The sequence below is a fragment of the Bacillus cereus group sp. Bce041 genome, assembly GCF_052646455.1.
Genome location: NZ_JBQXON010000012.1, coordinates 70,893 through 85,535 on the forward strand (window position 1 = coordinate 70,893; position 14,643 = coordinate 85,535).

The window sequence follows — 14,643 nt, forward strand, 5'->3', positions numbered from 1 at the left end:
AAAATGGTAACGATTAGACAAGAACAAAAAAATGATTATAGAAAAACAGAAGAAGTCGTAAAAGAAGCATTTTTAAAGGAAGAATTTAGTGATAAAACAGAACATGAACTTGTAAAACGTATTAGAGAATGTGACGCGTTTGTTCCAGAGTTATCAATTGTTGCGGTAGATGAAGATATAGTTGGTCACATTATGTTATCGAAAATTACAATAGAACAAGATGGAACTTCTGTAGAATCGTTAGCGCTTGCACCAGTTTCAGTTGCTAGGGGTCATCAGAAAAAAGGAATTGGTGGAAAACTGATTGTAGCTGCATTAGAAAAAGCGAAAGAACTTGGATACGGATCAGTTGTAGTATTAGGACATCCAGAGTACTACCCGAAATTTGGTTTTAAGAAAGCAAGTGAGTGGAATATAAAAGCACCGTTTGAAGTGCCTGAAGAGGTATTTATGATAATGGAATTAACAGAAAATTCTCTTCGAGGTGTAAAAGGAATTGTACAATATTCGAGTGCTTTTGCTGAGTAGGAGTAACGGTTAAGAAATGTAATCATAAAAGATGCTATCTTTTTGTATGGATATACAGAAAGATAGCTTTTTTTATTAAGCGGATCTACTGACGTATATTTTGCTCAATGAATAATTGAGGTGGTAAAATTGATATAGAAACGTAAAGGGAGAGAATGAAATGAATAAGCGAGAAACAGATAGCAATGAGAATGCAGTTACGTTATATGTTACAAGACACGGTAAAACAATATTAAATACGAATCATCGCGCGCAAGGTTGGGCTGATTCTCCATTAGTAGAAAAAGGTGTTGAAGTTGCCACAAATTTAGGGACAGGATTAAAAGATATTCATTTTATGAATGCATATAGTAGTGATAGCGGCCGCGCAATTGAAACTGCTAATTTAGTATTAAAATATAGTGAGCAATCAAAATTAAAACTTGAGCAAAGAAAAGATTTGCGAGAATTAAATTTCGGTATTTTTGAAGGTGAAAAACTTGAGAATATGTGGGATGTGGTTGGAAAAGCTGCAGGCGTTGCATCACCAGAAGAACTTATGAAGTTTTCTATTCAAGAAGTGATTAATCTTATTAGAGTAGCAGATCCTACAAAACAGGCGGAAGATTGGGAATTATTTTCTACTCGCATAAAAGCTGAGATAGATAAAATTAGTGAAGAAGCTGCTGGAAATGGTGGCGGTAACGTTTTAGTTGTCGTTCATGGGCTTTTGATTACTACCTTAATAGAAATGTTAGACAGTAGCAAAACAAAACTTGGGGTGGAAAATGCTAGTGTGACGAAGATTGTATACCAAGATGGAACATATACAGTCGAGTCGGTTGGAGATATGAGTTATGTTGCAAAAGGGAAAGAAAGTGTGGAAATATAATTAAATCTCAAATAGAAATAAGAAAAGGAAGGTAGAGAAATCTAGCTTCCTTTTCATTTTGTGAATTATGGGATTAATAAAATCTTCCCTGTGCTTTTACGGCTCTCTAATAATTCATGAGCAAGAGCACCGTCTTGTAAAGAGAATGTAGTAGGATTTGAAATGTTTAATTTTCCAGTTGCGATCCAATCGAATAATTGAGTAGAGCGTTTTTTACGTTCTTCATAAGTGGTAAGCACGTTCCAAAGGTCTCCACCAGTTAAAGTTTTTGAAGTATCCATAAGCATACGCGGATCAACTGGCGCAGGATTACCACCAGCCATTCCGTAAAATACGACAGTACCGCCAATTTTAGTAGCGTTAAAACTTTCCCCTAATGTAGAACCTACTGATTCATACACAACATTTACTCCAGTTCCATTAGTCATTTCAAGTACTTTCATATGCCATGCTTCGGTATATAAAAATACGTGATCGGCACCAGCTAATGTAGCTATCTTTGCTTTTTCTTTTGATGATGTAAGACCAATTACTGTTCCGCCCTGTAGTTTAATCATTTGAATAAGAAGTTGACCGACGCCACCAGCTGCAGCGTGTACTAAAGCTATATCACCTTGTTTTAGTTGATAGCTATCGTGCGTTAAATAATGTGCAGTTAATCCTTGTAATAAGACAGAAGCGGCTGTTTCAAAAGAAATAGAATCTGGTAGTGGGATTACTTTTTCAGATGGAACGGCAACTAGTTCTGCATTTGCAAATGGGACGTCCGCAAATGTAATACGGTCTCCTAGGTTGATAGTAGTAACGTCAGCTCCTACTTTTTCAACAATTCCAGCTCCTTCATAACCTAATACATAAGGCGGATTGCCAGCAAGATGATAATCGCCGCGGCGTCTATAAATATCAGCGAAGTTTAATCCGATTGCTTTCGTGCGGACAAGAATTTCATTTGGACTTATGATTGGATTGTGTATTTCTTTATAGTGTAGAACATTAGCGTCTCCGAATGTTTCGAAACAAAGTGCTTTCATATGGAATACCTCCATTTATATTGTTTATAGATGTTCTTTATCATACAATACAAATATCAATAGACAAAGAGGATTATTTCGATGGAATCAATCGGAAATATCGATTGAAAAGAGGGATGATAAATGGAAATAAAACAGTTAATTACATTTAAAGTAGCGGCACATACTTTGAACTTTACACAAACTGCGAAGAAATTAAACTTTGCCCAATCGAGCGTTACAGCACAAATTAAAACATTAGAGGCTGAGCTCGGTACACCACTATTTGAGAGATTAGGGAAACGTCTTTTCTTAACTGAAGCAGGTAGGAAGTTTCAACTATATGCCGACAAGATGATTGCACTCAGTAACGAAGCGAAAATGGCTGTGAAAGATGATGAAGAAATAGCAGGTACGTTAATAATTGGTGCACAAGAAAGTCAATGTACATACAGACTGCCTTCTATATTAAAGAAGTTTAAAGCACAATTTCCTCAAATAAAACTTATATTTAAACCAGCACACTCCAATAAAGATGCGAAGGAACAATTGATGGAGGGGAAAGTAGATCTTGCATTTATTTTGGACGAATGTAAAACAGAAGATGTTTTACATGTGGAACCACTTATGAAAGAAGAATTAAAAGTAGTAGCTGCTCCTACGCATCGTTTACTTGAACAACCTTCAGTTTCTATAAAAGATTTAGAGAGTGAAACACTTTTACTAACAGAATTAGGCTGCTCGTATCGGACTTTATTTGAAGAGCTATTTCGCGGGGAAGATGTATATCCAGCAAATAAAATTGAATTTGTGAGTGTTGAAGCAATTAAACAATGTGTTATTGCAGATTTAGGTATAGCCATTTTACCAGCGATAGTAGTAGAAAAAGATATACGGGAAGGGACGTTAAAGGAGTTAATGTTAAACGAAACAATATCTCCAATTTATACACAAATTGCTTGGCATAAAGATAAATGGATGACAGCACCACTGCAGCAATTTATTGATGTAACGAGGGAGTTCTTTACAACGGATTAAGTGGAGAAATATTTATTTTATAAAAAGAAAAAATGGCAATTTTGTATAAAGAACTGATGCTTGCATGTAACAAGTATCGGTTCTTTTATGTTTGAAATAAAGGATGTCTTCAAATTTGTATTTCTCAACTTTTTTTCTTAAAAGGATAAGTAAATTTCTTTGTATATTCCAATAATCGTAAGGGAATTTACAACTTTTATTCGTTTCTGTAAGATGCCTCTAGGCAGCATGAAAGGAGGGGCGTACATAGGGGATAGATAAACGTACTTATTTTGAGGGAGGAGATTTACAATGTTTAAAAAGCTAATGAAAGTATGTGTGTTAAGTGCAGCGAGTGTAGGGGTATTATTTAGTTTCCAAGGAAGTACATTTGCAGCTACTGATTTAAGCAGTTATTATGACGGGAAGAATCCAGCAACAACGAAAGTATACGGGGGAAGTACGACGTGTGATGCAGATGGATTTAATGCAAAATCTACAGCTGTATATGAAGGTAGTAAAAAAGTAGGGACAGTGTATTTACGTTACAGTAATAAATGTCATGCAGCATGGGCTAAGTTTGTTTTAGATCAACCAGCACCAGCTGTTTCGGGAGGAGTGTACGCGTACGCTGTTGTGAATAAATACAAAAATGGTGTATTCCAAAAATCAGTTACTTCTAATCAGGGGAACGGCACAATAAAAACAGGTCAAACGAGCACTTATACAGGAATGGTATTTGATTTAACTGCTGATTTCGGATACACAGCAGATGCTGAAGCAGTTACGTTTAATAACGGTTACGGGAAAACAGCACGTTATTAATAAAGGAGTGAAAAGATATGAAACTTTTAAAAAAGACGAGTGCATGTTTATTGCTATCTTTACTCGTTGTAACTAGTATGTTTAGCACGACTAATAGCGATAAAGCATACGCAGAAGACCATTCATATGATGGGAAAAGTCCTTATTATAACAGCTGTGATCAATCTGCAGTAACGAAAGAAAAGAAGTGGATTGATTCAAATTCTTATGTGGAATTAAAATTTAGCACGACGTGTAAAACAGCGTGGGCAAAAGTTACTGTAACTCGCCTGGCAGTTTATAATAATGAAGCTGATGCAAGGATTGTTAGAAAAACAGATGGAAAGGCATACACTTGCGGAAGTGCTGGAGGAAATGGTGTTGTAAATAAAGGGCAAACATCATGCTATACACCAATGGTATATGATTTAGATCCAAGAAAGGCACAAGCACAAGGGAAACATGCAATTCCGAATAGTGATGCATATAATTATGCGGAGACTATTTGGTATTAATACGATTATACATGTTTTAAGAGCTGTTATTTGATATAAAAATGAAAGAGCCTTACTGCATTTTATTGTGGTAAGGTTCTTTAAATTTGTTTAATAGATTAACTGCATCCATTTACAAAGGTCTCTCTATATAATCGCTTTTAAGTATGGCCATAATAATTTCATCTGAGTATGTATCGTTATAAAATAAAGATTGACGTAAGGTTCCTTCTTTTACAAAACCAACTTTTTTATAAGCTTTAATTCCGCGTAAATTATGGCTAAATACTTCTAACTGTAAACGATTTAATGATAGTTGTTCAAAAACAAATCTTAAAACTATTTTAATAGCTTCCGTTCCATAGCCTTGTCCTGTTAATGCTATTGAAAGCATTGATATTCTGAATCCTGCTCTTTTGTTCTCCTCATCGATATCTAAAATCGACAACTCTCCAATCATCTTGTCAGTACTTTGTAAACAAATAGCGAAATCATAGCGACTTGAATCATTATTTATATGATCTATATGTTTCGTAATTTGCTCCAATGAAAAAGTGGACTTAGTTCCAGTCATATATCTTATTTCATCATCCATTGTACTTTCTAATATAATAGGAGCATCTAGCTGACAAAGAGGCCTTAAATAAATTCTCTCGCTCTCTAATCTCATTATAATTTTCTCCTTTAGTTAGTAATTGAATGTATAAATACTTAACTTTCTTCAATGAGTTACATAAAAAATATGAATCTTAATTCGACGTTACATGAATTTTATAATGGCATGGTATACCTAAAACAAATAATAAATGTTTTATACACAACAAAATGTATCAACGAGTTTTTTGATCATACTATTATTCTTGCTGCTCATTCCGCTTTTAAATGAACACGAATGTATTAACTAAGGTCTGTATCAGGAGGAGTATATCCAAGGTGACGAGTCATAGATACAATTTGTCCTTTATGGTGAAATTCATGCGTCTCCGTATGAGTTAAAAGCCATAGCGGAGTTGTGCTCCAAGGTTCTTTTTGCCATTTCACTTCATTTGCTATATTTTCGAGCCAACGGTCATTGTATTCATCTAAAAAACGTTGTACAGTCTCATCTACTAACTTAAATCTAGCGCGAACTTTTTCCACATCTGCATGCTCAATTTCGTAATCGCTAGCAAATGAAAAATCTGCTCTTTTTTGCTTGAATGCGAATGATCCAAGCCAGTATCGATAGCAATCGGCTACATGAATATGAGTCTTTATAATGCTACCGCTTCCGAAATTAGAAACTGTGCTATGTAATTTTTCTACTGGGATTTCTTCCAAAAACGAAAATAGAGTTTCTCTTGTAGAGCTAATAAGATTATATTGTTGTTTTAAAATATGTAACATGCAAGTACACTCCTCTTTTATTAACATAGTAAGTAATTCTATATTTACGAGGAGTGAACCTTTTTATTATTTTTAATAAGCATATTAGATGTATTTCTTATTTGTTTCTGATAGATTAAACAAGGTGAAACTTTAATAAGTTGAACATTCTTAGTTCATAATAAATTGTACATCAAGAAGGGGAACGATAAAATGAATAGACTAGTGGGTTTAAAACAATTTGAAATAACGCGCGGGGCGTTACTTAAATTTATGGAAACGTTAGATGATAAAACTGTGGATACGCAGCCAGAGGGTTTTAACAATACAATTCGTTGGCATATTGGACACGTGTTAACAGCAGCAGAGACTTTCATGTTCGGAAGAGAATTTAAACAATTGCCAACTGAATATCCAGGTATGTTTGGATATGGATCAAGACCATCTAAATGGACGACAGAAGGACCATCGTTAGAAGTGTTAACGGCTCAATTAAAAGAACAAGCAAAACGTATTAACGAAATTCCAGCAGAAGCATTTGAAAATAAACTGCCAGAGCCATTCCTAGGATTGGAAACAGTAGGGGAGCTTTACGGTATGATGCTTTATCATGAAGCTGATCATATTGGGCAAATGAAGGCGATGGAACGTATTATTAAAGCTCTTTAGTCTTAATTGCATATAACAAGCAATACAGTTGTAATGTTAAATAATATATACAAAAAAGGTAGATAAATTATTATCTACTTTTTTGTATAACTTCTTGAAGGATTAGAGAATTTTTTATGTTGTGATTATTAATTATAGTATTCCTAAATATGGAATATACGTATAATGATAGAGAAGAACTAGAAATAGGAGTGAATACTATGATTACATTAGAGAAAAAGTTGGAGCAATATAAACATACATATGTACAGTTAAAGGGAGAACTAAAATGGAAAACGAGTGATTCTCGAACAGGAATGATGATTGCTGCTATGTATGCAGGTAGTGATAAATTGTTTGATCTCGGACGTTTTTTAGAAATTAGTAGTTATATTAAGAATCAGGTAGGGATGTTTTCATACTTAAAGTCTTATCATCGTTTTGTAGTGGCCGCAACATTAGATATTCACTTTACAGATTACAAGAAAGCTTTTCGGACGTTTTTAGATTTATATGAACAATTGGTCACTGGTGGCTTTAGCCGGAGTATATTTACTTATCTCGCAGCAGCTGTGCTTTTGACAGAAGAAGATGAACAGCATGGCGCGCACATTCAGCGTTCGATGCAAGTATATAAACGCATGAAAAAGGATCATCTCTTTCTTACAAGTACAAATGATTATCCGCTCGCAGTTTTATTAGCAGGACAATCAGAGCATGTAGAAACACTTATGGACCGAGTGGAACGTCTTTATCAGAAACTAGCGACAGCTGGTTTGCGTAAAGGGAATGATCTTCAATTCTTGAGTCATATTCTTTCATTAAAGAAGGAGGTCAGGGAAGAACTATTAGTTGCAAAATGCACAAATATATGGAATTTGTTAAAGCAAGAAAAGGTAAAAGTAAAACAGATGCATTACCCAGCTATCGGGCTACTAGCGTTACTCGAGGATGGAGAAAAAGAGATTCATTCTATTCGAGCATTTATTGAAAAATTGCAGGGGGATAAATTGTTCCGTTGGCATACAGATACAACTATTCTTATTGCTATTCAACTGTTCGTAAGTCAGAAAGGTGAGGAAAGTAAAGCTACTAACACAGGTTTACAAACAATGATAGAAGTCCTCATACAAGCACAACAGGCAGCCATGATGGCAACGATTGCCGCTTCATCTGTAGCAACATCTTCTGCTAGTAGCAGTTCATAATGTGTAATTGCTTATACTCTTGTAAATTATAACTCCCTTGATAAGGACGGTTTAAAAAATATTACTAAAAACAGTTAGCTCATCACTCTCTAATGAGTGATGGGCTAACTGTTTTTACATAATCAGCATTATCTTTTTGATTCCTTCAAATGTTTGAGCTGCGTGACAATCATAATGCTAATAACAACGAGTAAAAACCATGAACTAATTTTGCTTAAGTGAACGAGATTCCATGCTTCCCGTTGATTTGGATATTGCCATGCTCCGAAAAATGTTGCGATGTTCTCTGCAATCCAAATGAAGAAACCGATAAGGAAAAAGGAGAGAACGAGTGGTATTTTATATGTAACGCCTCGTAATGAAAATTCCACAAATGTCCGAAAGAAACCGATGAATAGAAGTAAAGTTAAGAACCATCTAAAATCGTATAGAAAATGATGCGTGAAAAAATTGAAGTAAATCATTGCTCCTAATGGCACGGTAAAAATAGCTTTCGGCCAATAATGCATTTGTAAATGCAACCTTCTCCACGCTTGGCATATGTAACTTGCGACACTTGCGTACATAAAGCCGCTGTAAAGCGGAACTCCAAAAATCTTTGAATACGCCTCTTCAGGATAACTCCATGAACCGAAATGAACTTTATATATTTCTAGTAAAAGGCCGATGAGGTGAAAGGCAGTAATTACTTTTAATTCGTCTTTCGTCTCAAGTCCAGTCTTGTACATAATCCACTGCATAAGAAGACATGCGATGAGTATGAAATCATAGCGATATAACCCTGGAATAGAAACGATTTTTGAAAGGGAATTGTAATAAGTATTTTAATATTTAGCGAAGTGAAAAAATAGTTTGCTATTTAAAAAAAGTGGGGATATAATATCTAAATGAAAATGATAATTATTATCAATAATAATTATAAATAAAAAATAATTATAAAAAACAACTGAATATAAAGGATGAAATGAAACATGTTACATAAGTCTACTGTACATGCTGGTAATAACCGCTGGATACATATTAAGTTCATATGTTTCATGAGCTTAACAATTTTATGTTTAATTGGATCTATATTTTTAGCCATTTCATTTGGTGCAAAAGATATTCATTTACAAACGGTGTGGGCAGCGATTTTGAATTACGATCCGAAATTAACGCAGCACCAAATTATTTATGAATTAAGGCTCCCGAGAGTAATTGGTGCAGCAGTTGTAGGGGCAGCTTTTGCGGTTGCTGGTGCTGTTATGCAAGGTATAACACGAAATCCTTTAGCTGATGCAGGTGTACTCGGAATAAATGCAGGTGCGATGTTTGTAGTAGCACTTAGTTTTGCTTTTTTTCCGCATATGCCGTATTCCTATTTAATGATTGTTTCCTTTATTGGAGCAGTCTTAAGTACAGTACTTATTTTTGTTATTGGATCAGCAACATCAGGCGGGTTAACACCAATGAGGTTAACGATTGCTGGAGCGGTTATGGCAGCGCTTTTACATTCATTAAGTTCAGGTGTTGCGATTTATTATGATTTAAGCCAGGATTTAGCGTTTTGGTATGCTGGTGGTGTTGCAGGGATTAAGTGGGAACACTTGAAATTTTTAGTTCCTATTATTCTTATAACGATTATTTTCGCGACAATGCTAGGGAAATCTATTTCACTCATATCAATGGGGGATGATGTTGCTACAAATTTAGGAGTGAAAACGAACCGAACGAGAATACTAGGGATGATTATAGTAGTTATTCTGGCAGGTGTTTCTGTTTCAGCTGTTGGTTCTATTGGATTTGTGGGACTAGTTATCCCACACATTGCTAGAAAATTAGTTGGTGTGAATTATAGACTCATTATTCCTATGTCAGCATTATTAGGAGCTATGTTATTAGTTGTAGCTGATTTAGGGGCAAGAACAGTAAATCCTCCTAAGGAACTTGCGATAGGGATTATGGTAGCTCTTGTTGGAGTTCCGTTCTTCCTCTATATAGCACGTAAAGTTGGGAGGGAGTTATAAGTGAAAGATCTTTTTAACACGGATAAAAAGAGAGCTATTACTGTAACTACAATCTTCGGATGTATAAGTATCGCTGTAATTTTAATTAGTTTAAATACAGGGACGCTGAGTATAGCACCACTTAGAGTAATTGAAACACTTTTGGGTTATGGTGATTTTGAGAGTGCAACCGTGCTATATGATTATCGTATGCCAAGAATAATAATCACGATGTTAGCCGGCATTGGTCTTGGTATTTCCGGTGCGATTTTGCAAGGGTTATCACGTAATGCACTTGCAGATCCTGGTATTTTAGGGTTGCATTCAGGTGCATCTTTCGGTCTTATCGTATTTGTTACTCTCTTTCATTCTATTAATGAGAGTGCATCCATTTTAATACCGTTATTTACATTTGGCGGAGGAGTATTAGCTGCATTTCTTATTATTTTACTTGCGAGTGATCGGTCAAAAGGTTTACTTCCCATTAGACTTATTCTCGTTGGTATTGCAGTTTCAGCTGGCTTTAGTGCAATTTCGTTATTTTTCTCTCTCAAGTTAAATGATGAGACGTATACATTCGCTTCTAGATGGCTAGTTGGTAACGTGTGGGGAAGGGATTGGATTCATGTCTTTGCATTATTACCTTGGATTTTCATACTAACCCCTTATGCGTGGCTAAAATCTAAAACGTTAAATGCATTGTCACTAGGTGATAGTGTAGCAGCAGGACTTGGTGTTTCTGTTCAAAAAGAACGGTTATTACTTTTAGCTACAGCGGTTGGATTATCTTGCACAAGTGTATCGATGGCAGGAGGAATTGGTTTTATCGGTTTAGTTGCTCCGCATATCGCAAGGAAGTTAGTAGGTACTACATATCAACACTTTCTTCCTTTAGCTGGCATTATCGGAATGATTATTTTAGTGCTAGCAGATACGATAGGTCGTTCTATATTTGAGCCAAACTCTATTCCGGCTGGTGTAGTAGTGGCAGCTTTAGGAGCACCGTATTTTCTTTATTTACTTACAAAAACAAAATAAATACTTCAAAGAGGAGAACATATGAAAAAGAAACTTACTATTTTATTTAGCATGATGTGTATTTTAGTATTAGCAGCATGTGGTCAAACGAAAGCTAATGAAGAGGCAACGAAAAAAACGGAAAAAAGTAATGATCCAAAAATTGCTTCAATGTCTATTCATTTAACAAATGATTTACTTGCATTAGGAATTACACCAGTAGGTTCTGTTATTGGTGGAGATTTAAAAGATTTCTTACCGCACGCTAAAGAGAAGTTGAAAGATACGAAGAAGCTTGGTGTTGTAACAGATCCGAATATGGAAGCGTTACTTCAATTAAAGCCAACTGACATTTATGTTGATGAAAAATATGCTGGTAAAGATGTAGCGAAATACGAAAAAATTGCAAAAACACATTCTTTCAATTTAGATGAAGGTACGTGGAGAGAGCATTTAAAACAAGTTGGTAAACTTGTAAACCGTGAGAAAGAAGCAGATAAATATATTCAAGATTACGAAGAGCAATCAAAACGAGTAAAAGGTTTAATAGATAAAGAGCTAGGTAATAACGAAAAAGTAATGGCAATTCGCGTTACTGCAAAAGAATTGCGTGTATTTAGTACGAAAAGACCGATGGGACCAATTTTATTCCAAGACCTAGGGTTACAACCTGCAAATGGTGTAGAGAAAATTGATGGAAACCGTCCTTTCGAAGTCATTTCACAAGAAGTATTACCTGACTTTGATGCAGATGCGATTTTCGTTGTTGTAAATAGAGATGATAAAGCAAAAGCAGCATTTAAACAACTTCAAGAAACACCAATTTGGAAAGACTTAAAAGCAGTTAAAGGCAAGCACGTATACATTATCAATGATCAACCATGGCTTGACTATTCTGCTTTAGGAAACAAAATGGCAATGGATGAAGCGGAGAAAATGTTTACGAAATAATATAGTTTTGCTATTAGGAAAGGCCCTCAAAATTTGGAGGGCCTTTCTGTTATTGTTAGAATAAATAAAAAATTATACAATGAAGTTAATTCAATATGGAGGAGATGTGCCAATGTCAGCGCTTATTGTAAGTATCCCGTTTATGAAACGAGGGGGTAAATAGGCTGGAATAATTATCCCCGTTATTTAATAAAGGGGGAGTTTGAAATGACAATGAATCTTTTTCGAAATAAAACGATTAAATTATCAGCTATGAGAGAAACAGATGCTGAAGTAATGGCTATGTGGCAAGAAGATAGTGAGTATTTAAGAAATGTTGATACAGATGTAGCATTCCCGCAATCTTTAAATGAAATAGCAAGTGATGGGTTATTAAAAGGACGAAGATCGAATAGTGTTTCTTTCATGGTAAGGACAGTTCAAGAAGATCGCTTAATTGGTTTTGTGGCGATTCATGGTATAGAGTGGAATAACAGAACAGGTTTATTAGCCATTGGTATAGGAGATGCGAATGATAGAGGAAAAGGATATGGGAAAGAAGCAATACATCTTATTTTAAAGTATGCTTTCTATGAATTGAATTTACACCGCGTCGGTCTGGATGTAATTTCTTATAATAAAGCAGCCATTGCGTTGTATAAAAAGATAGGTTTTCAGATGGAAGGGTGTATGAGAGAAGCGGTTCAAAGAGATGGGAAGTGTTTTGATCGTATCATTATGGGGATATTGCGGGATGAATGGATAGGGTTGCAAGATTAGCGAATACATTCAATATTATATATGTAGTATGCAGGAGATATAATGATAATTGGCGAAAATTCACAGTGAACTGATTGAATTTATAAGGAGTTATGTAAAATGAATTTAGAAAAAGCAAAACCAGTAAATGAAGAGGTCGCTGAATTAAAGGAACTAATTAAAGAGTTACACGGAAGTGTACATCAACTGCAAAGCGAAGTGCAGCAACTAAGGCACGAAAGACCAGTTGTTGAAGTGAGAAAAGGTGTTCAATTATCACCAACAATTGTCGGACAAATTGGTGGTATGATTTTAGGTGGGTTAGCAATTATCGGTATATTTTGGTGATGAAAAAAGGTTTGCAGCACGATGCTGCAAACCTTTTGGATTTGACGATATAATTTCATGCAATACAACTTTTACATTAAATAACGTAAATATATATAAGCATGTGATAACAAGAGTGCAACAATAGTTAATGGTAAACCAATTTTTAAGAAGTCCATATAAGAGAAAGCATGTCCTTCACGTTTTGCAATACCAGCAACGACTACGTTTGCAGATGCTCCGATTAGCGTTCCATTTCCTCCTAAGCAAGCTCCAAGAGATAACGCCCACCATAGTACTTCGATTTGCGGAGAATCGACAGATAGTCCGAGTCCTGTAGCTAAGTCTTGAATAAGAGGAATCATCGTAGCGACAAAAGGGATGTTGTCGATTGTCGCAGATGCGATGCCAGATACCCATAAAATAAGTATAGCTGCGAATCCGATGTCACCGTTTGTTACGCCGATTACTTCTTTTGCAAGTGAAGAGATAAGTCCGATATCAATTAACCCGCCAACGAGAACGAATAGTCCGGCGAAGAAGAAAATGGTTACCCATTCAACGTGGGCAAATACATCTTCAATATCATGTTCTTTCACGCCGATTAACATAAGAAGTGTAGCGCCTGTCATCGCTATAACGGCAGCGTCTACATGAATAATCGAATGAAGTACGAAGCCTAAAATAGTTAGTCCTAAAATCGAAATAGATTTTAAAAGGAGGCTTTGATCCTTAATATAATCTTTTTCATTTAATGCCATTAGTTTTTCGATTTGTTCAGGTGTTGTTTTTAGTTTGTTACGGTACATGAAGTAAATAATGCCAAGTGTCACAATAGAAATAATAATTACGATTGGAGCTAAGTTAAGTAAAAAGGCGTTAAAGTCTAAATGCTTGTTTGCTGATCCAATCATAATATTAGGTGGATCACCGATTAATGTTGCTGTTCCGCCTATATTTGAAAACAGCACTTCTGAAATCAAATAAGGCACAGGATTTACTTTTAAAATACGTGTAATGGATAATGTAACAGGAACGATTAATAAAACAGTCGTTACATTGTCCAAAAATGCTGATCCGACAGCAGTTAATAGGGATAGTAATAATAAAATGCGAATCGGTTTTCCGCCAGCTGCTTTTGCCGCTTTAATGGCCACAAATTCAAAGACGCCTGATTGACTCGTAATATGTACGAGAATCATCATCCCAATTAAAAGGGTAATCGTTTCCCATTGAATATGTGATGTGAAAGCAGTATGTAAATCTACAACTCCAAAAATAATCATAATAGCAGCACCGAATAGTGCGATTACAGCACGATTCAATTTCTCAGAAATAATAAATCCGTACGTGATTAAAAATACGGCAATTGCAAAATAATATTGCCAATTTGCTACTTCATGTGCTGACTGTTCCAATCATGTCACCTTCTTTAAATTATGTATTCAATTGTCGAAATGTATCTCGCTGCAATAATACGGGATAAAATATATTGTAGCAAATTCAAAAAAGAAAGAAAACTATTTAACAAAGTGAAGGAAAAAATGTATTTTTTACATATCATATAAAAAATATAAAAAACACAGTGCAAATTATTAGGAAAAGTGAGCGTTGTCCTCTAATATAGAGATAGCAATTTACATTATTTTTGCGTAAAATGGTTTAAAGAGGTGAATTCCG

General features: G+C 35.2%; 16 protein-coding genes and 1 pseudogene. 12 read left to right on the forward strand and 5 right to left on the reverse strand.

Translation table 11 applies throughout. The features are described 5' to 3' along the window. Positions 1-3: 3 nt before the first annotated feature. Both ACUN13_RS25805 and ACUN13_RS25810 read left to right on the forward strand, forming a co-directional pair. Entirely contained in the window at positions 4-528 is a 525-nt protein-coding gene (locus ACUN13_RS25805) for a GNAT family N-acetyltransferase (RefSeq protein WP_000256470.1), read from the forward strand. A 160-nt stretch (positions 529-688) separates the two neighbouring features. Next, positions 689-1,399 carry a histidine phosphatase family protein gene (locus tag ACUN13_RS25810; RefSeq protein ID WP_001042044.1) on the forward strand — a complete coding sequence of 237 codons (711 nt, stop codon included), beginning with the start codon at positions 689-691 and terminating at the stop codon, positions 1,397-1,399. A 65-nt stretch (positions 1,400-1,464) separates the two neighbouring features. On the opposite strand, the gene ACUN13_RS25815 is transcribed toward ACUN13_RS25810, so the two are convergent. Next, positions 1,465-2,430, reverse strand: a complete 966-nt coding sequence (locus ACUN13_RS25815) for a quinone oxidoreductase family protein (RefSeq protein ID WP_409532516.1) — start codon at positions 2,428-2,430, stop codon at positions 1,465-1,467. A 123-nt stretch (positions 2,431-2,553) separates the two neighbouring features. On the opposite strand from ACUN13_RS25815, the gene ACUN13_RS25820 reads away from it, so the two are divergent. The 3 genes from ACUN13_RS25820 (at position 2,554) to ACUN13_RS25830 (ending at position 4,745) form a co-directional block, all read left to right on the forward strand. After that, positions 2,554-3,447 (forward strand): LysR family transcriptional regulator, encoded by an 894-nt coding sequence (locus ACUN13_RS25820; protein WP_000403894.1) that lies wholly within the window; start codon positions 2,554-2,556, stop codon positions 3,445-3,447. A 291-nt stretch (positions 3,448-3,738) separates the two neighbouring features. Beyond that, the gene (locus ACUN13_RS25825; RefSeq protein WP_000473741.1) at positions 3,739-4,251 is read left to right on the forward strand and encodes a YjfA family protein; all 513 of its coding nucleotides are present in this window, start codon (positions 3,739-3,741) and stop codon (positions 4,249-4,251) included. Positions 4,252-4,268: 17 nt separating this feature from the next. Beyond that, positions 4,269-4,745, forward strand: a complete 477-nt coding sequence (locus ACUN13_RS25830) for a DUF2690 domain-containing protein (protein WP_000771162.1) — start codon at positions 4,269-4,271, stop codon at positions 4,743-4,745. Positions 4,746-4,857: 112 nt separating this feature from the next. On the opposite strand, the gene ACUN13_RS25835 is transcribed toward ACUN13_RS25830, so the two are convergent. Together ACUN13_RS25835 and ACUN13_RS25840 are read right to left on the reverse strand one after the other, a co-directional pair. After that, entirely contained in the window at positions 4,858-5,394 is a 537-nt protein-coding gene (locus tag ACUN13_RS25835) for a GNAT family N-acetyltransferase (protein WP_001235430.1), read from the reverse strand. 227 nt (positions 5,395-5,621) lie between these two features. Then, positions 5,622-6,110: a DinB family protein gene (locus ACUN13_RS25840; protein WP_445424016.1), complete on the reverse strand. Its 489-nt coding sequence runs from the start codon at positions 6,108-6,110 to the stop codon at positions 5,622-5,624. A 192-nt stretch (positions 6,111-6,302) separates the two neighbouring features. On the opposite strand from ACUN13_RS25840, the gene ACUN13_RS25845 reads away from it, so the two are divergent. Then, positions 6,303-6,758, forward strand: coding sequence for a DinB family protein (locus tag ACUN13_RS25845; RefSeq protein WP_001081123.1), 456 nt, complete (start codon positions 6,303-6,305; stop codon positions 6,756-6,758). 149 nt (positions 6,759-6,907) lie between these two features. Beyond that, entirely contained in the window at positions 6,908-7,945 is a 1,038-nt protein-coding gene (locus ACUN13_RS25850) for a DUF4003 domain-containing protein (protein WP_409532517.1), read from the forward strand. A gap of 128 nt (positions 7,946-8,073) precedes the next feature. Here ACUN13_RS25850 and ACUN13_RS25855 read toward each other — a convergent pair. Next, a pseudogene (locus ACUN13_RS25855) lies at positions 8,074-8,754 on the reverse strand (DUF817 domain-containing protein); the annotation flags it as partial. 162 nt (positions 8,755-8,916) lie between these two features. Between ACUN13_RS25855 and ACUN13_RS25860 the strand changes: the two are divergent. The 5 genes from ACUN13_RS25860 (at position 8,917) to ACUN13_RS25880 (ending at position 12,984) form a co-directional block, all read left to right on the forward strand. Beyond that, positions 8,917-9,951 carry a FecCD family ABC transporter permease gene (locus ACUN13_RS25860; RefSeq protein WP_409532519.1) on the forward strand — a complete coding sequence of 345 codons (1,035 nt, stop codon included), beginning with the start codon at positions 8,917-8,919 and terminating at the stop codon, positions 9,949-9,951. Beyond that, positions 9,952-10,968, forward strand: a complete 1,017-nt coding sequence (locus ACUN13_RS25865) for a FecCD family ABC transporter permease (protein WP_088361996.1) — start codon at positions 9,952-9,954, stop codon at positions 10,966-10,968. A gap of 21 nt (positions 10,969-10,989) precedes the next feature. Then, a complete protein-coding gene (locus tag ACUN13_RS25870) occupies positions 10,990-11,898 on the forward strand; it encodes an iron-hydroxamate ABC transporter substrate-binding protein (protein ID WP_000728218.1) in 909 nt (302 codons plus the stop codon). 207 nt (positions 11,899-12,105) lie between these two features. Then, positions 12,106-12,657: a GNAT family N-acetyltransferase gene (locus ACUN13_RS25875; RefSeq protein ID WP_000178509.1), complete on the forward strand. Its 552-nt coding sequence runs from the start codon at positions 12,106-12,108 to the stop codon at positions 12,655-12,657. Positions 12,658-12,756: 99 nt separating this feature from the next. Beyond that, positions 12,757-12,984 carry a hypothetical protein gene (locus ACUN13_RS25880; protein WP_001047304.1) on the forward strand — a complete coding sequence of 76 codons (228 nt, stop codon included), beginning with the start codon at positions 12,757-12,759 and terminating at the stop codon, positions 12,982-12,984. 71 nt (positions 12,985-13,055) lie between these two features. Here ACUN13_RS25880 and ACUN13_RS25885 read toward each other — a convergent pair whose 3' ends face one another. After that, the gene (locus ACUN13_RS25885; protein ID WP_000437988.1) at positions 13,056-14,381 is read right to left on the reverse strand and encodes an ArsB/NhaD family transporter; all 1,326 of its coding nucleotides are present in this window, start codon (positions 14,379-14,381) and stop codon (positions 13,056-13,058) included. Between the last annotated feature and the right edge of the window lie 262 nt (positions 14,382-14,643).